Origin of the sequence: Vallitalea pronyensis, from assembly GCF_018141445.1 — a bacterium.
GTDB lineage: Bacteria > Bacillota > Clostridia > Lachnospirales > Vallitaleaceae > Vallitalea > Vallitalea pronyensis.
Genome location: NZ_CP058649.1, coordinates 109,766 through 132,368 on the forward strand (window position 1 = coordinate 109,766; position 22,603 = coordinate 132,368).

Consider the following 22,603-nt stretch of genomic DNA (forward strand, 5'->3'; position numbering starts at 1 on the left):
ACCTCCTTACCAATCAATCTTGTTCTCAATACGTGTGAGTATCTCAAGAACGGTTTCCATATCCACATTATCCTGTGGTTTTAATTGTCCATTCACCATAGGAATAATACCGTAGTTCACACCTCTTAAAAGGGTGTCTCTAAAAGTAATGGTGATGCTGCTATAATCTTCTATGCTGTTATAATCCGTTATGACCATGGTTTGCAGGGGTATGCTGTTTTTCATGCTGTAAGCCTGCACTAGCAGATAATAGGCTTCTTCTTTGGTGATATAGGCATATGGGTTAAGCGCTGGCAGCCTAATACCCTGTTCCATAAGCCAAGTATCCGTATCATGGCCGTCAGGTGACCCTAATATCCTTGCAATGGCAGCAATAATCTGATAACCATATACCTTGGAATCAGGTTCACTTAGCTCCCCACCATTAAAGATTTCTGTCAGCTTATAGGTGTTCACCAGATCCGTTACCATCCCGTTATAATCATCATCCAATTGGTTGTACAAACTGGACCTTGGGGCTAACAAATAGGCACCGGTTTCTGAGGTATCCATGGTGTATTGCTGATTGAAATAATAGCCATCTACTCTCTTCCATTTATGATTATCTTTCTTATAACCTTGTATATCGTCAACCTGTGATTGGGTACCAAAGGCAATATGTAAACTGTTATCAACTTCTTTTAATGAAGTATATTCTTTTTGTATATATTGGGTCATTAAACTCTTAACAGAAACCCTATGGTCTTCTTGTACAAGCTTAAGGGTATCTTGAACAATTTTGAGCAACTTACTTTCATCAATACCCGATTCTAATTCTTTTTCCAATTGTTCAATGAGGTATGCCTTTTTACCATTCACAATGGCATCAAATTTACTTAGAGCCAGAAGGTCAAAATCGGTTTCTGACTTTGAACTACCCACAATCTGGATATCCACAACAAGGAGTTGTGTAAGGGGCTTATAGCCTTCCACTTTATCATTATATTTGCCAATAGTAACGTCTAATCGGATGTAATAATCTCTTTCTACATTATTATATTGGTTAATCCGTGTAATCATATCTTTGATGGCTTGTGTATCTTCTTGTGATACGGCATAAGGTCGTATACCAAATTCACCTTCTGGGAATTTTGTCATGATGGTGATGCTGTTATCGTTAGCGGTTTGAATCATTTTGGCTGGTATATAGATCTGGGTAATCCCTTCTATAGCACTTTCTAAATAGTATTTGCCATCGGATACATATTTAAGTTCACCAATGTTCATTTCGCCACGGTATTTGACCACTTTCAGTGTATCCTTCTCTTCAATGAGCCATATGGGTGTATTTTTCAGCTCTTGTGCTTTGTCCAGATAGTACTGGATATATTGTAAGTACTTCTGTTCCTTATCATAATCTACCTGATCAAAATCCGTTCGTGTTGTAACCCGCTCTGAAAAGCTGGATAACGGATACACTTGGGTACCATTAGGTAATGTCTCCATTGGCATGGTCCGATCCTCTACCCTTACCTTGATGCTATAGGTAGTACCAGGTTTTAGATTACTAATCTTATAATACATCCTCGTGTACCCATCATTAGCTCCTTCTTCCTGTCCTAGATACGTATAGGTATAGGTATTATTGGTGTAATCCACGTCCTTGTCTGCTTTGACAAAAACCTGCATGATGTAGTCCCCTGTTGTATGAAAATCGCTAGGAACAGGTGCATCAAAACGAATGATGGTTTCCAGTTTTTCGTCATAGCTATAGGAGGAATTATGGGCTACTATAAGATTAATGGGGCGTTTGATAGGTGCTGTGGTTAAGGTATCGCCTACCCAAGCCGATGCTCCTTTTGAAACGTCACCTTCTATCTTAATGGTCCGTGCATAGTAATAATACACTTTGTTGGGCATGTTATTCCCATCAATCATGGTTATTTTATTATCGGCTACGGTAAATGTAAAGCTTGTGTTGGTGTCCCAAGTGTCCGTTGTTTTATTATAGTACTTAAGTTCATAGCCTGAATCACCAACAAGAATGCGCCAAGCTTCCATGTTGGTACCTGTTAGTTCTGTTGATTCAATTAAATCTTTCATGGACAGAACGGTTGCCAAACTACTTGGTAGTGCTTTATTTTCTATGCTCATCAATTCAAAGCCATACTTATCTTTCTCAAAAGTGATTTCATCTGGGTACGACCAAGAGATTTCACCTGTTAAGTTATTATCATCGTAATGTTTCACTTCCATATCTTCTGGTGCAAGAGGAATGAGTTCATTTTCCCCTGGCTCGGAAGGTACCACTGGTGATGTGGCACTTAACATGGTAGAGGGTTCTGAACGCCTTGTCTCAATGATGGTAGACGTATCTCCTACATCATGTATATTTAACCTTGTCACAACACGTACATAATAATTTGTATTGGGATCAAGGTTTAGTAATTTCATTTCCCCAACACCTGCTTCCGCAGGCCCTTTATTAATATCATAGTAGAGTATATCATTATTTCTAAGGGGATCTATCTCCGTACTGGTTAGTTCCAAATCATCCCCTGCGATATTAATCTTATGAATACCATTGGCCGTTAATCTTGCTGGATCAACGAGGTCCAAGATATTCATGATATTACCTGGATCATCCGTTGTCATGGTGTTATCCAGATTCAATATCTTCTGCTTATCTTGAGAGATATATACCCGATAATCCATGTTATTAACACCTTTACCAATGGGCGCTAACATAAAGTTTTCATAATTGCTTACATCTGCCAACTTAAACGTCACATTCATGCCAACTTTGGGGGTTGTATCCGATGTAATACGTGGTATATAGGCCAGGTTATCCACGATGGGTATATCGTATTTAATCATACTTAGGGATAGACTATCGGCAATGGACCTGTCACTCTCACCTATTCCTCCACCGCCAGCTTTAATGTAGACGGATTTCATTCTTATAAAGTTAATCCCTGGATATTCATAGTTATACGGGTCTGTTGCCGCAAGTGCTTCCGTATATTTGTTGGGGTCTGGCTGGGTTAAATCTTTGACAACAGGTTTAGACCAGCCTATCGTGTCTTTTATAACAATGTTCTGCACTTCAAAAAGACCGTCTCGTTCATTATACCCGAATGCATTATAGGCTCCAATGGCATTGGTAGGTGTACCTGGGGTTTTACCTGTATTAACTTCTTCCACCTTTATATCTGAACCGTCTTTCCACACTCTAAATACTTTTATAATCTCATAAGGATTGGTTGAATCCACCTGTGGTATATCGTTGACTTGAAATTCATAGTAGATGACGTCTCCTGCATTGGCTAACATCTGGTCCAATAAGGTTTTTGATGGTGCATACCATTCTAGATCAAATTGGACTTGGTTTGGCTCATTAGAGGTCACATCATCCGGTGGTACAACCGCTAAGTTCTTAATGGCTTTGACCTTAGGTACTGGCGGCGGCACATTGGTGTCATTGATTGGTTGATAATGTATGGTCTGGGAATCCAACTTGGTTCCTGCAAATTGGACGCCTACTTTATAGAATTCCTGAGAACTACCATTTTTAAAAGGTACGGGTATGTAGATATTGTTGTCTAGATTTTGCTGATTATGGTAGTGTTTCAGCCATATGTTATCGTCTGTGAAAACTGCATCGGCCTTTTTATGATAAATGGTGTATTCAAGGTCATCTGCATTACTGCCCGCATAGGGTGCGATATCCAGATAGGCATCATCCATACTGGCTCTTTTGACTTCATAGTCCAAATAGGTATAGGCATACTCGTTGACCGGTTCATAGTCATGGAACTCGTACAGGACACTGGATTCTAGGTTAATCGAGGCAATGTATACACGACTGGCTTCTAGATCATCCCATTGAAGGAAATCTGTACTGCCATTCTGAAGTCCTGCTCGGTCTTTTACCAATTCAATGGTATACTTGCCTGCATTGTATGTATACTGAGCCGTACTGTTATCCGATGTTGATGTGGGTGTTGTGGTAAATGTACCACTACCCCCAATAGGAGCATCAAAATCAAAAATAATATCCGTGTTGTTTCCATTATCCTTGATATCCTTCAAGGTAACAATGGCTTTTATGGTATCACCACCGGTATTTTTAAACACGTCACCTGCATAGTCATAGATATTGCCAATACCCAATACCTTGGGACGGTCAAATGAAATGGTTAATCCAGGCTTACTTCCTGGTTTGGTATCATTGGGTGTTCCAGGTGGCAGGATGATGGTATCTAAGTTCATATTACCCCCATCGTTTACCCAATGGCTAGGTGTTATTTCAAAGTTATCAAGGGCTCTTAACAACTGGATGTTCTCATTGATCGTATCAGGGTCTGTTAGTCTAAAATCAATGATATAACCCTTAGGAATGCCTTTTGTTAAGAAATTCATTTTTTTGGTCTGCATGTCCCAGCGAAAACGAACAGGCATGTTATTGATGATAAAGGCAACACCTGGGTACTTGGAACTTGCCCCTCTTGTGATCACATATTTCAGCTCGCCACCATCTAGAACAGTTGCTGGGTCCACGGTCTTTAATGTAGGTACCATTAAGCTATAGTCCATCTCTGCATAGGACTTAGCCGCTTCTGTACTTGTGATATTGGTACTGGTAGATTCAGTAATGATGCTGTACCTTACGGTAACCTTATCCACTTCATGCTCAAATGTAACTCTTGTTTTCGTATCATCCTTTAGAAAATATTCCAACTCATAGATACCATACTTGTCCATATCCCAAGTAAGCAAGGCTTCGTCATCACCAGCTTTATTGGAAATTGTCTGAAGCAGCTCGTCCATGGTATCATTTCTCTTCCACTCATACCCGATCGCCGTGGCTGCTTTAACATGATAGGATGTGACGTGACATGTCATGCATAACATGATACCTATCAAACAAAGACTTAACGCTTTATAACCACACTTAATCTTCTTATTCTTCATTCCTTTATCCCCCTATTGCATTTGCTATTATTATTTTCCCATCTATGCAATCAACACATCTGATGTGTTTATTATTGAATCAATTATGTTTATTCTTATGATTTGAGATGAAAATGGCTTTCATATTTATATCGGTTATTCGGGTAGAAAATGTTATAGTTTTTTGTCGTATTTAACGTTTATTTAATGTATTAAATATGCCTTTGAAATATAACTTCTAGAAGCTTTATTGATGGCAATGGGGTGAACATAAAACAACCACCCAAGCTATGATAAAGCTAGGATGGTTATTAAACATTTTATGTGACGATACGACTAAGCATTAACGATTTATTCGTTCTTTGGTATTGGAGCCATATGCTCTGTCATTATTAGAAATTAGTAGTTAATATGAATGGTTGATGTATCGTTATCCCATGTTACTTCTCCACCAATGGTTTCTGCAATGTATCTTACTGGGATATATGTTCGACCATCAATTAACTTAGCAGGTTCTTCTAATGTATCCAGCTCACCATCAATAAAGGTCATCTGTTCATCTATTTTAAGTTCAACAACGGAATCATTAACTGACATCATAATGGTCTGGCTGTCTGCTATCCATATAACATTCCCGCCTATAGATTCAATGACTTCTCTTACAGGTGCAAGTGTTCTGCCATTAACAAGTAACGGTTTGTTATCAAATTCAACTTTTTGGTCATTCACATAGATGGTGATATCTTTTGAATCATCAATAACGTCTTCGGGTAAAAAGTCATAGTATGGATAAGCATTCATACCACTGTTAAGGGAAGAAGCATTTTCATGTGAAAGCTTTGGTATGTCAATTGTGATGTCTTTGTTTATATTTTTTGTGTTGACGGTATACTTTAATTTTAACTGAATGACACCAAGATCTAGACCTTCATTTACTATCTCGTTTTCAAAAGCTGTAAACATATCTTCAATATTTATTTTGATATCCACTACGCCTGATTCATAGACAATGTAACCATCATTATTGATGACGTAATCCACTTGAATACCATCGCTGCCAAAGAGCGTTACATCTTCAAGTTTATCCATGAACTCATTAAATATTTCTTTGAATTCATCTATTTCTTCTTGGGTTGGTTTTGGAAATTCCGTTTCTTCTAAAGATAAGTCAGCATTATCATACATAGCTTCCATATTCTTTTGTTGCGTTGCCATTAATTGGTCCATAAAATCAATGCCTTTACCATTAACAAGCATATCATCTACCAGATGTCTTACCAACTTTTTAGCTGTTTTATCATCTATCTTTAATTGATATTTAGGAAGAGTTTCCCCATCTACTTCTTGCGTACCGTTTTCAGATATGAGTGTCGCTCCTAAATCAAAATCTTTGACATATTCTCTGATAAATGTTAAAACAAATTCATTAAGCTCAACAGATTGCTTCATGATATTCCCATATTCTTGGGTGTTGATGCCCGTTAAGGAATCGGATAAATCCATTGCCATATAAGGCTTTGTAGAATCTTGCATCATCATAGCAGGTTGCCTGATAATCTGCACAAATTTAGGATCTTCTTCATCTGTCATATCCATATCCAACCATAGACCAAAATCGATTGGCATACCCTGCAGCTCCACATTACCTTCTACAGCCACTTTGTTCATGGTATTTTCTTCATTCTTCACTGCCTTGTAATTGAGTGATAGTTTTGCTTGGTTAATGATTTCTTTTACGGATTCTAGCTCAGCTGCATCCGCTTCTGAGAATCCATCATAATCTAAAAATGCTGATAGCTCAATATCTTTCTCACAAGATACTATTTCATTTGTTTTCATCATGGCTTCCATTACTTTTAATTCTGTGTTCGAACATCCAATAAGTGTTGTACTGATTAGAACAAGACTAAGTATGAATGCTATTCTTTTTAATGTCATTATACATCCCTCCGAAATTTGTTTTGTGCGTTTATGTTGACTACTGCGTTTTACCACTACATTCTTATTAGAAAAGGTTTCATGTTCAAAATATTTCAAGTTTGAATGACAGTTATTGGTATGAGGTAATTATAACCTTTTAGCACTATGTATTCAATACTTGATTGGTAAATTGGGTTGATTAATTTGGACTAATAAATGGAATATACGACATATGCTGACAGAATTAAACAAAATCTTTACATGTAGAAAGGTTACTTGCCTGCTTAAAAGCGAAGTAACCTTTGCTACATGCTAACATATAAAGTCCATCTTAATCATTCTCCTTATCATTGACCTTTAAAATAAAAAAGACAGGATTAATAGAAAGGGGTTGTTATGAACCTTATACATTTTCAAGATATATTACTGATGAATAACATCAATACATAGAGTGAATAATATTTATTATACCAAATATAACCTATTAGTTCAATGATAACTTATAACTTCATTAAACTTATAGGTTATTATTGATATATTAGATAGGGTGATTAAAATGATTGATTACAAATTAATTGGCAAGAGAATAAAAGAATGTAGAAAATTAACAGATTTAACACAAGAAAATGTTTCAGAAATACTCAAAGTATCGCCAGAATATATCAGTCGAATAGAGACAGGTTCAGCAAAAATTAACCTTGAAATGCTTGTAAAGATGAGTAATATCCTAAGTATTTCTCCTGCTTATTTGCTAACAGGTATAAATACTCAATCTGATGATTATTTAAGTCCTGAAATAAATGCGTTACTAAAAGAATGTTCTCCTGAGAAAACAAAAGCGATATTAGACATGATAACAATCATTGCAAATTTATAAAGCAATATAAAAAAGTGTAAATGCTAACCAGAATTTTAGTTTGCACTTACACTTATATCTTATTAAATCTTATTTGTATTTTCTCCAATAGCTCAATTGGTACTAAGTTTTGTATTAAAAAATTATGTAAAATAGCATGTTAAGGTTTTCTTGCAAGCGCTAAATCAATGCTATCATAAAGTGTAATCAAGCCACCCAATTCATCAATGGCATTTTTGATTTCAGCAAAAAATTTCTTTCTTTTGTCTTCTTGGATTGAAATATGATCGGAGTAGGTTCCTAAAAGTAGGATATATTCATCTGAAGTAAAAGTTCTTGTCCTATAATACATCTTATAATCGATATCGATAAACCCATATTTCTTAGCAATATTAGCCCGATTTTTTGCGTTATCTTCACTGTATTCCTCTCCATCTAATGAATTAGGCATATAAACATCATATACTTTTTGTAAGGCTTCATGCATGCCTGGTCTACTTTTATCTTTATAAGGGTGATTCGCAAATCGTGCAAATACGCCTCCACTTTTTAGTAGGTTGTAAGCCTTTGCATAACCTATCTCCTCAGGAATCCAGTGAAAAGCTGATGCAGAGTAAATTAAATCAACTGAATTATCTTCGCATTCAAAATCCTCGAACTTAGCATTCACAACATCAAATTTCCTGTGGCTGGCGAACTTTTGCTTTGCGTATATTGATAATTTATCACCATATTCTACGGCAGTTAAGAAACAGCCTGTCTCAAGTATAGGAAGTGTCGCTTGTCCCGTTCCAATCCCTACTTCAACGACTTTGCTTGATGGGTTTATGTCTTTGTAAGCAAAAATATCCTTATATAACTCCTTCACATAAGTAGGACGCCATTTGTCATATTCTTTGTAAACGGTGTTGAAAGTCCATTCAAGTCCTTTGATAATTGGCATAATTGTACCCTCCTCTTTAATAGTAATAATATATTAGCATAGAATTATAGCATTAGGATAGCATTACATAGAATTTGTTTGTGAAATTTTCTTTTCTTTTAACCAAGCCTTTACCTCTTTTGATTTTTGTAAATGGATTACTTTATCATTAAATTGCCTTAGAAATCGTTCATATTCAGGTTTTTTCTTTTCAAAATCTCTAGTGCCCTTAAACATACGTTTTATCAATTTTAAATCTGATGTGTACTGACATGGCTCAATTTTTAGTTGTTGTTTAATGAAACGAGTAATCATGCGTCTTTTTCTTAATTTGATTGGCATATCTAAAAAAATGATACTGTCTGCCATATGATATAGTTCTCTATACGATTCTCTATCTAATCCTTCAAATATCCACTGTCCATTTAAGTCAATTTCTCTTATCATATCCATTTGCTCTTTTTTGCTTCTTTTAGAGATACCTTTACTATTATACGTAATGTTATCCAGTTCATAGTACTTTATATCCAGTATCTTAGACAATTTCTTAGCAAAAGTGGTTTTGCCACTTGCTACAATCCCCGTTATTAGTATTTTCTTCAATATGTATCACCTCAAATTAAACTCTATGTATTATATACAATAGTCTATAAAATCTCTTGTCTATGACGAATAACAAATCACAATATCAATACTGTTTGCATTTATCATTTTTTATGAATCATACTATACCTACATTTAAAACAATTTATTCCGCTCATTTATACCACTATCTTATAACATCGTGTATATTAGTTTATTAAATAATCCCGATTGATTTATAAGTTCATTGTAATGACCTGCCTCAACTACTTCTCCTTGGTTTATGACATAGATTCTGTCCACCTTTTGAATAGTTGATAGTCTATGGGTATTCATTATTATTGTACGTTCAGTAGCAAGGCGTTCTAATGCCTGTTGTATGAGTCCCTCACTCATCGTATCTAATGATGATGTGGGTTCATCTAGGAGCAATATTGGTGCATCCTTAAGGAATGCTCTAGCTATAGCTATACGTTGCTTTTGGCCTCCTGATAACCCCTCTCCCCCTTGTTCGATGATTGTTTGATACCCCTTTGGTAATGCCATAATAAAATCATGGGCATTAGCCGCCTTAGCAGCTCTTATGACTTCTTGGTCATGGGCTGCAAGATTACCGTATCTAATATTTTCTTCAACCGTAGTACCAAATAAATGAACATTCTGAGGTACATATGCTATTTCATTTCTCAGTTCAGTCATGGATTTGGATTTAATGGATTTTTCGTTAATAATAATATCACCATATTCTACCGTATAAAAACCTAACATAAGTTCTAAAATAGTACTTTTCCCGCCTCCACTTGGTCCAACAAGAGCTACTGTCTCATTCTTCCTAGCATGTATATTGATATTTTTAATGGTGTCATTTTTACCACCATATCTAAACGATACATTTTTAAAGGCAACGATGTCATTACGGTATATGGAAGGTTCTCCAATACCTGATTTCATCTGTGGTTCTTTTTTATTATCCAATAATTCAAGAATGCGTACTGCTCCAGATAAAGAACTCTGTAAACTGGAAAAAAATCCTCCAAGTCGTAGAAATAGATTATTAGAACTATTTTGTAAAGTTATGATTGCCATTATTGTTCCAATATCTGTTAAACCATAGTTAAACATGATAACACCAATACATAATATGCCTATTATGTTTAAAAAGGATATTAAGAAGTTAAGACTGTTATTTTGAGCGTTTAGAGCCGTTTTTTTCATTTCCTCATCTGTTATATCTTTATTAACCTCATAGTACTTATTCGTTAATATCTTCTGTATATTACAGATCTTAATAATACTAATTCCTGATAGAATATCTGTAAAATATTGTGTAGAAGTACCTGTGTACTTCTGAATTTTATCGCTTATTCTTCCTAGAGGTTTAGCGTATGCCATATTGACGACCATTGATATAATCCCAAGACCTATGGTCATACACGCAAGCCTCCAATCAAGTAAAAACATGGTAATGGTAGCACCAATTCCTTGTATCAAGGTTGATATAACACGATGTATATTATCTCCATATGCACCTTCTAATTGATTTAAATCATTATTAACCTTAGATAATAGGTCACCACTATGATTAGCCTTAAAATAGGTCATGGGATAATCCATGAGATGCCTAAATACGTTGACACGTATATGAAATATGGTTTTTCTAATGATCTTGCGATTTATGTATCTTGCAACAGGGTCAAATACAACGTTTAATATAATAAATGTTATGACTGCAAAGATAATTATTTTATACACTAAATCATAGTGTTGAGTAACTGCTGCATTTAGAAGTTCTTTATTGATTAGACTATTTATAATTTCATACATTGCCAAAGAGAAAGTACTGATAAAAAGAGATAATACGTATATAAAGAACTTATCTTCTATTAATCTCATTACTCTTATAAATTGATCTATGCGAAGCTTCTTAATCATCGTATTCCCCCTTTATATTTTTATCTACTTGTTGCTTTAGATAAAGTTTTTTATACTTATCACAGGTTTCCATCAATGTGTCATGTGTGCCTTTATCTACAATGCAACCCTTACTGAGTACATATATGTGATTTGCTTGTTTTACCATTGTTAAACGATGCGTTACTGTTATGATTGTAGGACATTGTTTAGATTCAAACAGGCTGCGATTAATCATAGCTTCTGACTCCATATCCAGTGCAGATGTAGATTCGTCTAGCAACAATATAGGTGTCTTTTTCAATATTGCTCTAGCAATTGAAATACGTTGACGTTCCCCTCCAGATATTTTCATTCCCATTTCACCAACTTTAGTTCCATATCCTTCAGGTTTTTTAATAATAAAATCATGTGCATTTGCCTGTTTAGCCGCAAACATGATTTCTTCCATGGTTGCACCAACACATCCATAAGCGATATTTTCTGCTATAGTACCAGGAAAGAGATAAATATCTTGTGATACAAGTGCTATCTGATGACGCCAACTATTAAGATTCCATTTGGACATTTCTTCACCATTTAACTTAATCGTACCTCTATATGTATGATAAAACCCACAAAGAAGTTTTATGATGGTACTCTTGCCACTTCCACTATCTCCCACAAAAGCTACTATCTCACCTTTGTTTATATGAAAGGTTATTTTATCTAGCACATCTGTCGATTGATTATATGAAAAGCATACATGATCAAAAGCAATAACAGGATTCTTTATATAAGGATAGTCATTCCCATCAACTCGCTCTGTATCATAATCTAAAAAATCTCCGATCTTCTTAAGTGCAGCACTTGCATGCTTTATATCGATTAATAAATGTGGAAAGAATACTACTGGTGTAATAATAAATCCTATGAGTTGTATAAACGCAATTAAATCACCTGGCTTTATGGTATTTTGAGCTACCATGTAACCTCCAACTAGAAGGCATAATATATGGGTAAATCGCGTTTGTAAAAAGAGTATCGGTAAAGATACTGCTCTAATTTTCTCAAGTTTTTTCTCCATATTATAGGCATTATTCAGTAGGTATTTTAGTGTACTAAGACGTTTATTCTGTAGATTGTATGCTTTTACCGTATCCATTCCCCTAAGTGTATCATGTATGACTGTATTTCCTTGACCGATAAATTCTAAGCGGTTTTTAGAATAATTTTTAACCTCTTGACTTAGTCTATTTAGAATAATTAGCGTAAATGGAATCAGGAATGAACTGGCAAGGTAGAGTTTCCAATTGACTGCTATCATATAGATAGAAGCTGTTACCAACATACAACCTTGAAATAGAATGCTCGGTAATGTTTGTCCTACAAACCTTGAAACTATACCTACTTCATTACTTAATACGGAAACATATTCTCCTATTGATTGCTTATCAAAATCTTCCATATGCATATTGGTTATATGTTCAATAATCTTTTGTTTTGTGTTTAATGTTACAAAATGGCTAAAACGGCCAGAAGAATAGGTAGAAAGATAGCTTATGACAATACCCATAACTAATACTAAAACCAAGTATACAATAATGTCTATCATATTTTCATATTGACTATCTAATGTATTATCCACTAGATTTTTAATAAAATATACTTTTACCAGATTGATGACTGTGAGTATGATTAAAGCGACTAAATGTATATATAGCCAATATTTGTATGGCTTAATCAACTTAATCATCCACACAACAGCTTTATTGGTTTTAACCTTTTGCTTATTATTTAACATCTACAACCTCCTAGCAAACATGACATACTGTATTTTAGTAGCTATGGTGGCAATCATAAAAGCACGTAGAAAAACATGATCTTCTTCAACCATGCCTTTCATCACAACAACTTCATCAATGTATTCATACTCTAATATTTCTTGTTCTATCTCATTCATGTCTATACCATATCTATTAACCTTTACTTGTCTATCCTTTATACCTATATATTCTAAATATTATTTTACCATATATAGGTTAATTGTGTATATGATACGTGCTACATGTTGATAACCATTTTGTATAAGGTAAGTATTGTTGGATAATAATTTCATCATCATATAGAAAGAACACATTTCTATAATCTAATCATGATATTGAGGTGCTTGCATCTAGTTGATCGTTACTGTTATGAAACTTGTTCTTTTATTGCATGAAGGTAGAAAATTTGATAGTATTAATTTTAGTAGAAAATCTACAAAGTTAAATTTTGAAAACTATTACCATCTGATAAGACCATTTATAAGGAGTATTTGAATGAATAAAATTATGATAAGACCAATGACAATGAAAGATATTCCTACTTGGATGACGCTTTCACATGAATATGATAATGGAGTTAGAATAAATATAGGACAACATAAATATACTTAAACTCAAAAATATATTATAATACTTTGAGAAGGAGAGATATTTATGGGAACTAAAAATAGTAGACACTATACAACCGAGTTTAAACAAGATGCAGTTAATTATTATCATTCATCAGGCAAATCAATGGCAAAGGTAGCCGAAGAACTTCAAGTAAGCCAGGCATCAATCAACAATTGGATACAAAATGCAAAGAAAAATGAAGGTACCGTTTCCGACCGTGGAGCTGGTAACTATGCTTCTGACGAAGCGAAAGAAATAGCCCAACTAAAGAAAGAACTACGTGATGCACAAGCTGCAATTGATATTCTAAAAAAGGCCATGAGCATACTGAACGACTAACGAAAGCAATATTCCAAGCAGTTGATGTAGAAAATCAAAAACAACGGCCAACAAAGAAACGCAGCTTTTCTGTTAGCGGTGTGCTCAAATTCTTGGGCGTTTCTAAATCTGGTTTCTATGATTGGAAAAATAGAAAACCTTCTAATCAAGAACTTCGAAAAGAAGCTATAAAAGCTGAAATTATTGAAATACATAACGATTCTAATCAAATATATGGTGCACCCAAAATCACAGATCAACTTAGAAAACGAGGACATAGGATTTCTGAAAGAACCGTTAGTAATTACATGAAAGAAGAAGGTGTTAAAGCTGTTTGGATTAGTCCGTATAAACGGACTACCATTAATCCAGACTTTAGTAGTAAACTTCATAATATTCTAGATCGTAATTTCAATCCTGAACGTCCCAATGCTGTCTGGGTAAGTGATATCACTTATATTTGGACCATTACAGGATTTTGCTATCTAACAAGTGTAATGGACCTATACTCACGTAAAATCATTGGCTGGCATTTATCAGATTCATTATCAACTAAAGGAGTAATAGCAGCTACTAATAAAGCAAAGAGAAATAGGAGATTTACTGATCCAGTTGTCTTTCATAGTGATCGTGGTGTCCAATTCGTCTCAAAAGCTTTCTATGAGGCAACACCATCAGACCAATTCATGCATAGTTATTCTCGTAAAGGAAACCCTTGGGATAATGCATGTATAGAAGCATTTCATTCAGTGATTAAACGTGAATGGCTAAATAGATTTGTGATTAAAAATCTTAAGCATGCACATGACTTAATCTTTGAATACATTGATGGATTCTACAATACAAGACGAACCCACAGTGCATGTGGTTTAGAGTCACCCAATAATTACGAGATGTCAAATCTCGCATAATAAGGTATAACATAGTTTATTAAATTTAAGTTGTCCGATATCTTGACAGAAGACCATAATTATGTTAAAGAACTCGTTCCTGACCTTGTACAGTGGTATGAAGGCAATGAGAAAGATATGGCATTTGGTGATTATATGAAGGCTAAAATTAAGCAACAAGAAGCTTTTATGGCTATCAATAAAGAAACCAAAGGGTGTTTAGGAATAATAGCACTATCTCATACCTATAATCGAATAACTTTTTTGGGTATTTCTCATACCAAATACTATAAATTAGCTGGTGATATGTTAATGTCTTATGCATTAGGTCAATTAAACAGTAGAATAGAAATTGCCATCAATTTAATAAAAAGTAACGCTGAACATATTAACTATATGCGAGAATTAATTAAAGAATATGGATTTGTTAAAGAACAAAGTGCATTGGAAAATGGGGTACCTGTCGATAAGATGATCAAAAAGGCTTCTACATCATGACTTAAATAATAAGGAGAAAAAATTATGTCAGATAATTATGTTTGTGTAAAAGAGCATTATGATACACTCATTATTGAAGGCGATGATCCATGTCATGACAGTAAAGAATTACAAAAATACATGGAACGTTGGACAGGGGATAAGTTTATTGAACTACTTGATATTGATAAGGATAAGGTCATACTAGAAGTTGGAATTGGAACAGGTAGAATTGCAAGAAAAGTATTAGCACAAGGGTGCAAAAAGCTAGTAGGTATGGATATATCACCCTTAACACTCAAAAGGGCTAGTGAAAATTTAGTAGATTATAAGAATGTAGAATTAGTTGAAGGTGATATTATAGAGTACCTCGGTACAGAAAGATATGATACAGCTTATAGTGTTTTAACCTTTATGCATATCGATGACAAAAAGCAAGCATTAAAAAGTATTATTAATTCATTAAAAATGGAAGGAAATATTGTTCTTTCTGTTGATAGCAATCAAGATGATTATATTGATTATGGTAATAGAAAAATACATGTTTTTCCATCAGATATAAATCAGATTATTGGTTACCTAGAAGAGTTAGGATGCGTGACTACTGAAATAATTAAGTTAGAAGATAATAATATGGAGATTGCAACAGTCATAAAAGCTGTTAAGAATACAAATATACATAATATAGAATATTTAAAGTAGGTTAATGACGCATATTTACTATTACAAAAGAGAATAAAGTGCAAGTGTCATCCCATCACCGGTATGTATAATTCGCTGTATTGTTATTTAATTTCATTCCAAATTAATCGTTTTCAAAATCATAATGAATTTCTAAAGGAAACAGAATCATTAAATGGAGAAGTTGTTTAGGTATCATTAGATTATGGTAAATATTTAATGACATCAATTTTTGATGATTGAACATCAAGTACGGTAAGATAGAATGATGGTGTTATTAAACCAATAACCTATACTAATAGATATCTTTCAATGCCAGTTAATCCTACTTATTCTGCACCAAGCCTAAATCTTAATCCCAGCCCTTTTATTGTACCCCTAACGCCTTAAAGGAGGAGATTATGAATATCTACGATGCTTTAAATAAAGAATTGCAACAAGTAAATATAGAAGAATTTGAGATTCTTAGCTTATCAATGTATGGGGAACTAACTATTATAGGTAGTTTTGACTCTAGTTATCATCATGAATTAGAAATTTATATAAAGAATCCAAGTTATATCTCCTTACCTAAGTATTTTGAATCACCAACATTTAGACTTGCTACTTTACAGGAAAAAAAGGATTTAGAAAAAGAAAGACTATTTTCAAAGGGGTTAGATGGCACGGTCATCTGCATTGAATTAGATAGACAATTAGCAGAAGAATTTGACCAACCTTTTGAAAAACATTATATTATAGCAGAGAATTTTACATATAAATTTGGCTTAGTATATCACTATAAACGTGAAAACTTAGAAGAAGGTGAACGAATAGCCGAATGGGTTAAGTAATACTTAAAAATAATAAAACCGTGTCCCGTCAGCTACATTTGATATAAGGAACAGTTTTTTTATTTTAATTTACTTCTTAATTTCAATAACCAGAAAGTAAGAAATTAGGATCAAAGCTTACGAAATTTTTTAAGGTCTTTTCTGGGGAGAAGCATTTCTAGGTCTTCCTTTGGGGTCAATAAACAAGAGCCAACTAAACAAAGAGGATGACACATCTTATTGCAGGCATGGGGACGTTTAGAATGACTTACCTGCATACAAGGAGCGAGTAAATGGCAGCAAGAAAGGGACGAGCTAAATTTTATAGCATAGAAAAGGTTATTTTGCTTTTCAATTGAGCAAAGTAACCTTTTCTTTTTGAATCTTAAATGTATGTATAAAGTAAAAACATAATGGTATCTTCTTATGTCTGATGATTAATATTCATTAGGGCTTTATAATTCAAATTCTAAGATTGCTTACACCCTAAACGATTATTCATGATATCAAATGAGTCGTTCAAAAAGTCCTCTTACCTTCTATACAAGCAATTATCATATACTTATATGCATACTACACAGAAAATTGTCAAATACATATATTTTTAGTTCTATGTTAATATCAATCATATATGATAAGAGTTTATTGTTCTTATATAAGTTGATGATATTGTTGTATAACTATATAAATGATATTATATACACAAACAATTTTGGAGGGATTAGTATGAAACAACAAAAAGAATGGGGTATAATTATTCAATTAGTTATTGGTGTGCTAACTAGTTTATTTATCTTATCAACCATTATACAAAGTAATATTATAGCTATAATTGGAGTACTTGTTTTAGGTGGAGGAGTAACGTATTTATTTGAAAGAATAGCAACCAATGAATTCGACAATAGTTTCTTATTTATTAAAACATTAAAAAAATATTCTGGTCCAAGAACAAAAAAACTTTGGCAAGTAGTAAAAAGCTTAACCTGTTTATTTATTTTAAAACTAATAGGTGTTGATTTTTTGCAGTTTGCTTTGGATACTTTTGGTCATAGCCTAGATATCAACAGATTGTTACTTGATAGTGCTATAACCATTACATCAATTACTGGAATTATTATTTTTGTATCAGCCTTAATCAAATTGAATAAAGATGAAGTTCATCAGCTTATAAAGATCGATAAATCTACCCGACTTAGTATCGCAATACCAAATCGTTTCTTAAAAGAAAAAATTAAAGAGGATGAAGTTTCAGGTTATTTTGTTAATCCAATAACAAGGGATGATATAATGATAACTTATGAAGAGAAGGCTTATTTATATGATGGAATCAATTTGACTGAGTACATTGAACATCTTTTGGAGCCGAAGAATTATGATGAGCCAATAACAATATTGAAAAGTGTACAAATAAGCGAGAATAATATTTATGAAATGGATTTCTTAAATCGCAAAGTTAAATGCAAAAGCCTTATAAGATTTCTTGAAAGTGATAATGGCTTCATTTCAATTAAAATAAGTACTTTAAAAAAGAATTTGGAAGCAAGAAATTTGGAATATAGAGAGATTCTTAACTCAATAATTCTTACAAATAAATAATTTTTTAATGTTACTAAATGTACATATAATTGAGAATAAATAGATTCCCCCTCTAGAAATACTTTAGACGATTTCCCCCGCAGACGAAGGCTGCGTCAGGCTTGACCCTAGTGGTTTTTACTTATTGGCTAAAGATGTGGAAGCTTATAACATAGGCTCTTTGCTTATGTTTATTCAATATCAATAAAAAATTGATAAAACAATAAACGTGTCTTTTGACAGCAAACGCTGTCATGACACGTTTATTATTGGTTAATAACATCACTACTAGAAAAATCATATTTAATTATTGATTATTCCTAAAGTAATCTCACCATCATGGTAAAATTCCACTACTTTCATTTTGTCTTTGGAGAATATCCAAGTATTAGAACTTACAGCAGTCACATCATCAATTACATCTAAAATTGATGATAGTTTGGATGTGATTACAGGATGGTTTACTTCATCCCATACAATAGTAACATCTGACTTGTGATTCCCAAAGAATTTATTAATGCTATCAATGAAATTTTCATTATAGGTACATTTACTCGCTATTTTTAGCCTATTCCAATCAAGCCGTCCCCAGTCTGTCAGGGGAAACACTTCAAATAATTCTTCTAAAAGTTGCTCTCCTTGATTATCAGATAATACCTTGTAATTACCTTGTAATGATTCAAGACATTCATCTAAAAGAGTCAATTAAGTTTCCTCCTATCTATTCAAATGTTTAAGTAATGATTTATAAGTAGATTCATCGCCTTCAAATGGTATAACATATTTCTTAGCATTGATTCCTTTTCCTGAACTAAAATCTTCTACATTTATATGAGTGCCTTTATTAGGATCATAATCTAATCTCCAACGTATTTTACCATCAGCAGATTGTCTACCAACTATTTGTCCATCTCCGACACTTGATTTGAGCCTTCCATAATAAGGCTTAGAGTCTGCTCCTAAATCAGCTATATCCAAGGCTAGATTTCTTGCTTGTTCGTAGGATTTTACTCCAGTTACCATTTGTTCGCCTTGTGTATTAACTTTTTTAATAGCATCTACTATGTCATCAGCATTCTTGGAACCCTTATTTATAGCAATATCTATTGCTTCAGGAGTAATTATCATTCCAGCTAATAGCCATCTGTTAATTTTTTCTCCCGTGACGCTATCTTCACCTTTAATTAAATCTATTGTATCTTTTAATGCATCGACTGGGTTTAGCCTTATAATGGTAGAAATCCATTCTTTAGGTGATACATATATTTTATTAGCATTACCGAAAGTTTTCCATTCTTCTATGGTATCAAACCAAAATCCTTTATATTTTTCACCATTAAACGTCAATTCTTTTATTTCAACTAAGAAGGGTTGTCCGTTATTTGCAAATATAATAGCGTTATCGCCTATATCATATTGAGAGAATTGGCTTTCTATATATTTTGTTTCTGTGCTACCATTGGATGATTGACTACAATAACCCGTTGGATCAATTAGGTTTACTGGATTGTTCTTTACATAGGCATAAAGATTAAGCCCGTCGCCCCTGTAACTATCCGTAACTGTAAACCTTTATATATAGTAGATATCTATAGAATAATATCTTTTATACTACAGAACAAAGTTAACATAACTAGTTAACCAATGGTTTAGGTGATGGAATCAATGGAACCTACCAATAGCCATTAACTAAAAATAGTTCACTTTAATCACTTAAGTTCTTATTATATAGATAACATGTTGTTTTTCAGATAATTTACTAGCCAATATCATCAAAATAGTGAGTTGTAATTAATAAATTGGAAGTTATGGATTAGTTTTCTTTCATTTTGATCCATTCTTCTTGCAAGATTGCATACAAATATTTGTCGCACCACGCGTGGTTTAATGCACTATTTCCACGATAATATTTAACATAGTGCGCCTCTCTACGCATACCTATCAATTCCATAATTCTGTATGACCCTCTATTTAATGTATTACAATCTGCAATTATTCGGCGTAAATTAAGTGTCTTAAAGCCAAGTCGTAACAATGTTTTTCCAATTTCTGTTCCATATCCTTTTTTCCAATAATTCCGATGTAATTCCCACGCCAACTCAGAAGGATCTTTATGTGTAAACGCCAGCTCGCACGAGCCAATGAGAGCATTATTTTCTTTTAATACAACTGCATATCTAAAATTTATACATTCCTCCTGCTCTACACATTTAATTGCCCAATCTAAGTATTCATATGCTTCTTTCTCGTTCTTAGGCTCACTAGACCTATATTTCATATTTTCAAGATTACCTAGCCAATCATAGATAATTGGAAAATCCTCTTGTCTAAATTTCCTAAAAATTAGTCTTTCAGATTCAAGTTCAATATATTTCACGTATATTCCCTCCTGTAGATACTAATTGATTCTGTTGTCTAACTAGCAAATTCCCGACAATACAGTTATATTATCAGAAATATGTCTATGATACAACACACAAAAGAATAAGAATCACTAAAAAAATATTTAAAATAACCATTGACCTCTAATAAACCCTATGATATAAGCTATTTAGTCAACGAAAATCTGAATTCTATAGCTATTGGGGGTGGACAGATTTGCGATATTTACTTAAGATTGTATATTTACTTAGCAACCTGTTTAATGGAGCATGTTCGTGTCATTATATGATACGAACTGCCTTATATCGTGAATTTAGAAAAGATAGGTAATAGGGTTTAGTGGGTTGTGGACATATAGGTGGCTCTTGGTTTCTATTACCTCAGAGAAAGACCCTGAAAAGCTTTTCCAGCCGAAAGACCTTAAAACCGCTTCGTAGGCTTATGACCCTAGGGGTATTCACTTGATGGCTATTGGTAAGTTTTGACCCTAGTACTTTTCACTTTATAGCTATTCATTTAGATAGCTTATGCTAGTGGTTTTAAGCTTGGTCATGGTTACAGGTAATAGATGAATAACCTATGACTATAATTCCCGAAAATATCTATTAAATCCCCCTAGCTTTAATAAACTAAGGGGTTTTTACAGTTTTATCCAATTATATTGCTTTAGACCATTTATAATAAATATCTGTAGCATATACACTAACAAGAATTAAGTATACATTTATTCTTTTTGGATTTCTTCGATACTTATTATTTTCCCCTTTGTGGGATTAAATGTATAGTATTGATATGTTATTATATACTTAATACTGTCAGTTGGAACTACTTTATATTCCCATAACATACCGTAATCATCTTGGTTACATTTGAGTTCCTTATCTTTTACATATACATAATTCTTTAAGTTAACTTGTCTAATTTTAAATTGATTAACACTAGTAATTTCTATACCTTCAGTTACTCTAAACTGCGATAGAATCAATATACCTATACTAACTGCAATAACAGTTAGTATAGTACCGATATATGTTCTCTTTTTAATTTTCCCTATTTGTTCTTTGGTATACACTTTGGATAGTATTCGTATCCCACCTATGATTTGCAAGATACATACACCATAAGCCAATATAGAAAATACAATAAATCCTACTCTTTCATTGATTTCACTTAATGCTTTAATAAATATTATACTGTATATGGTTGATACACTTAATCCTGATATAAGAAGAAATATTCCTAACTTTTTTGTAGGCTTTCTGTATGCAGGAAGTATATTCCCTCCCATATAATGCCCTAGGTCATATTGATGTTCCATCCATTCTTTTACGTCTTCTATATGATCATTTTCATTATCCACTTAATATGCTCTCCTATTAATAACTAAACTCATATTTATTGATGGCATCTCTTATTATGCTACTATTTTTAGTAATCGTTGCCTATGATTGCCTTAGGTCATTATACATATCATATTTAACTCATAAACCCCAGTATAAAAATTAACAACTGATTTTCACTAATGATTTGTACACTATCATCTTTGTAGAATTTAGGTGTAATTGTAATGGTGAACTCAATATAGGCTACCAATGGGTCATTAGCATGCTTGTTATCCACCTTTAGTATTTTCTCCTTCTACATATTCGCTATATCCAAGTGATGTTAAATAAAACTTTAACATATCTACTGCCATTCCTTTATTTCGCTCTATGGTAGTACCAAAACTACCAATTATATTTGCTTAATCAAAATCTAAGTTATAATAGTTCTTGATGTACTATCAATCACTCCCATTATTATTAAAGTTTATTTTAGAACCATCGGTATAATCTAGTATTTATATTGGAATTTGTTCATCTTTAATGGTAATAAAGCCATTGTATTGGACTTGAGTCAATACAGTAGACACAAAAAGTTTAACTTTT

19 protein-coding genes are annotated in these 22,603 nt (G+C 33.3%); 7 read left to right on the forward strand and 12 right to left on the reverse strand.

Annotated features, from left to right (window positions below):
• Positions 1 to 6: 6 nt before the first annotated feature.
• Both HZI73_RS00465 and HZI73_RS00470 read right to left on the reverse strand, forming a co-directional pair.
• Positions 7 to 4,953 (reverse strand): hypothetical protein, encoded by a 4,947-nt coding sequence (locus tag HZI73_RS00465; RefSeq protein ID WP_212696331.1) that lies wholly within the window; start codon positions 4,951 to 4,953, stop codon positions 7 to 9.
• A 378-nt stretch (positions 4,954 to 5,331) separates the two neighbouring features.
• Complete coding sequence (locus HZI73_RS00470) at positions 5,332 to 6,870, reverse strand: stalk domain-containing protein (protein WP_212696332.1); 1,539 nt, start codon at positions 6,868 to 6,870, stop codon at positions 5,332 to 5,334.
• A 538-nt stretch (positions 6,871 to 7,408) separates the two neighbouring features.
• Here HZI73_RS00470 and HZI73_RS00475 point away from each other — a divergent pair.
• Complete coding sequence (locus tag HZI73_RS00475; protein ID WP_212696333.1) at positions 7,409 to 7,729, forward strand: helix-turn-helix domain-containing protein; 321 nt, start codon at positions 7,409 to 7,411, stop codon at positions 7,727 to 7,729.
• A 139-nt stretch (positions 7,730 to 7,868) separates the two neighbouring features.
• Here the strand turns inward: HZI73_RS00475 and HZI73_RS00480 are convergent, their stop codons facing one another.
• The 5 genes from HZI73_RS00480 to HZI73_RS00500 form a co-directional block, all read right to left on the reverse strand.
• Positions 7,869 to 8,651 carry a class I SAM-dependent methyltransferase gene (locus HZI73_RS00480; protein WP_212696334.1) on the reverse strand — a complete coding sequence of 261 codons (783 nt, stop codon included), beginning with the start codon at positions 8,649 to 8,651 and terminating at the stop codon, positions 7,869 to 7,871.
• A gap of 63 nt (positions 8,652 to 8,714) precedes the next feature.
• On the reverse strand, positions 8,715 to 9,233 hold the full coding sequence (locus tag HZI73_RS00485) for an AAA family ATPase (protein WP_212696335.1): 519 nt from the start codon (positions 9,231 to 9,233) through the stop codon (positions 8,715 to 8,717).
• A 171-nt stretch (positions 9,234 to 9,404) separates the two neighbouring features.
• A complete protein-coding gene (locus tag HZI73_RS00490) occupies positions 9,405 to 11,144 on the reverse strand; it encodes an ABC transporter ATP-binding protein (protein ID WP_212696336.1) in 1,740 nt (579 codons plus the stop codon).
• Positions 11,137 to 12,906, reverse strand: a complete 1,770-nt coding sequence (locus HZI73_RS00495; RefSeq protein WP_212696337.1) for an ABC transporter ATP-binding protein — start codon at positions 12,904 to 12,906, stop codon at positions 11,137 to 11,139. The genes HZI73_RS00490 and HZI73_RS00495 overlap by 8 nt, the downstream gene beginning before the upstream one ends.
• Complete coding sequence (locus HZI73_RS00500; protein WP_212696338.1) at positions 12,907 to 13,065, reverse strand: hypothetical protein; 159 nt, start codon at positions 13,063 to 13,065, stop codon at positions 12,907 to 12,909.
• Between the two features lie 517 nt (positions 13,066 to 13,582).
• On the opposite strand from HZI73_RS00500, the gene HZI73_RS00505 reads away from it, so the two are divergent.
• From HZI73_RS00505 to HZI73_RS00530, 6 genes are all read left to right on the forward strand, one after another.
• The gene (locus HZI73_RS00505) at positions 13,583 to 13,879 is read left to right on the forward strand and encodes a transposase (protein ID WP_212696339.1); all 297 of its coding nucleotides are present in this window, start codon (positions 13,583 to 13,585) and stop codon (positions 13,877 to 13,879) included.
• 8 nt (positions 13,880 to 13,887) lie between these two features.
• Complete coding sequence (locus tag HZI73_RS00510; RefSeq protein ID WP_281418898.1) at positions 13,888 to 14,769, forward strand: IS3 family transposase; 882 nt, start codon at positions 13,888 to 13,890, stop codon at positions 14,767 to 14,769.
• A 42-nt stretch (positions 14,770 to 14,811) separates the two neighbouring features.
• Positions 14,812 to 15,246: a hypothetical protein gene (locus HZI73_RS00515; RefSeq protein ID WP_212696341.1), complete on the forward strand. Its 435-nt coding sequence runs from the start codon at positions 14,812 to 14,814 to the stop codon at positions 15,244 to 15,246.
• A 24-nt stretch (positions 15,247 to 15,270) separates the two neighbouring features.
• Positions 15,271 to 15,927, forward strand: a complete 657-nt coding sequence (locus HZI73_RS00520) for a class I SAM-dependent methyltransferase (protein WP_212696342.1) — start codon at positions 15,271 to 15,273, stop codon at positions 15,925 to 15,927.
• Positions 15,928 to 16,307: 380 nt separating this feature from the next.
• On the forward strand, positions 16,308 to 16,739 hold the full coding sequence (locus HZI73_RS00525) for a hypothetical protein (protein ID WP_212696343.1): 432 nt from the start codon (positions 16,308 to 16,310) through the stop codon (positions 16,737 to 16,739).
• A gap of 705 nt (positions 16,740 to 17,444) precedes the next feature.
• Positions 17,445 to 18,314 (forward strand): hypothetical protein, encoded by an 870-nt coding sequence (locus tag HZI73_RS00530; RefSeq protein WP_212696344.1) that lies wholly within the window; start codon positions 17,445 to 17,447, stop codon positions 18,312 to 18,314.
• A 282-nt stretch (positions 18,315 to 18,596) separates the two neighbouring features.
• Here the strand turns inward: HZI73_RS00530 and HZI73_RS00535 are convergent, their stop codons facing one another.
• From HZI73_RS00535 to HZI73_RS00555, 5 genes are all read right to left on the reverse strand, one after another.
• The gene (locus tag HZI73_RS00535) at positions 18,597 to 18,998 is read right to left on the reverse strand and encodes a CDI toxin immunity protein (RefSeq protein WP_212696345.1); all 402 of its coding nucleotides are present in this window, start codon (positions 18,996 to 18,998) and stop codon (positions 18,597 to 18,599) included.
• 12 nt (positions 18,999 to 19,010) lie between these two features.
• Entirely contained in the window at positions 19,011 to 19,640 is a 630-nt protein-coding gene (locus tag HZI73_RS00540) for a pre-toxin TG domain-containing protein (protein WP_212696346.1), read from the reverse strand.
• A gap of 466 nt (positions 19,641 to 20,106) precedes the next feature.
• A complete protein-coding gene (locus HZI73_RS00545; RefSeq protein ID WP_212696347.1) occupies positions 20,107 to 20,670 on the reverse strand; it encodes a GNAT family N-acetyltransferase in 564 nt (187 codons plus the stop codon).
• A gap of 729 nt (positions 20,671 to 21,399) precedes the next feature.
• The gene (locus HZI73_RS00550) at positions 21,400 to 22,035 is read right to left on the reverse strand and encodes a hypothetical protein (protein ID WP_212696348.1); all 636 of its coding nucleotides are present in this window, start codon (positions 22,033 to 22,035) and stop codon (positions 21,400 to 21,402) included.
• A 116-nt stretch (positions 22,036 to 22,151) separates the two neighbouring features.
• Positions 22,152 to 22,295, reverse strand: coding sequence for a hypothetical protein (locus HZI73_RS00555; protein ID WP_212696349.1), 144 nt, complete (start codon positions 22,293 to 22,295; stop codon positions 22,152 to 22,154).
• Positions 22,296 to 22,603 lie beyond the last annotated feature (308 nt).

What these genes read in the sequence shown, in the direction of transcription:
- HZI73_RS00500 (WP_212696338.1), bottom strand. Translation starts at nt 13,065, where the DNA reads ATGAATGAGATAGAACAAGAAATATTAGAGTATGAATACATTGATGAA.
- HZI73_RS00465 (WP_212696331.1), bottom strand. Translation starts at nt 4,953, where the DNA reads ATGAAGAATAAGAAGATTAAGTGTGGTTATAAAGCGTTAAGTCTTTGT.
- HZI73_RS00475 (WP_212696333.1), top strand. Translation starts at nt 7,409, where the DNA reads ATGATTGATTACAAATTAATTGGCAAGAGAATAAAAGAATGTAGAAAA.
- HZI73_RS00490 (WP_212696336.1), bottom strand. Translation starts at nt 11,144, where the DNA reads ATGATTAAGAAGCTTCGCATAGATCAATTTATAAGAGTAATGAGATTA.
- HZI73_RS00530 (WP_212696344.1), top strand. Translation starts at nt 17,445, where the DNA reads ATGAAACAACAAAAAGAATGGGGTATAATTATTCAATTAGTTATTGGT.
- HZI73_RS00495 (WP_212696337.1), bottom strand. Translation starts at nt 12,906, where the DNA reads ATGTTAAATAATAAGCAAAAGGTTAAAACCAATAAAGCTGTTGTGTGG.
- HZI73_RS00505 (WP_212696339.1), top strand. Translation starts at nt 13,583, where the DNA reads ATGGGAACTAAAAATAGTAGACACTATACAACCGAGTTTAAACAAGAT.
- HZI73_RS00525 (WP_212696343.1), top strand. Translation starts at nt 16,308, where the DNA reads ATGAATATCTACGATGCTTTAAATAAAGAATTGCAACAAGTAAATATA.
- HZI73_RS00480 (WP_212696334.1), bottom strand. Translation starts at nt 8,651, where the DNA reads ATGCCAATTATCAAAGGACTTGAATGGACTTTCAACACCGTTTACAAA.
- HZI73_RS00470 (WP_212696332.1), bottom strand. Translation starts at nt 6,870, where the DNA reads ATGACATTAAAAAGAATAGCATTCATACTTAGTCTTGTTCTAATCAGT.
- HZI73_RS00520 (WP_212696342.1), top strand. Translation starts at nt 15,271, where the DNA reads ATGTCAGATAATTATGTTTGTGTAAAAGAGCATTATGATACACTCATT.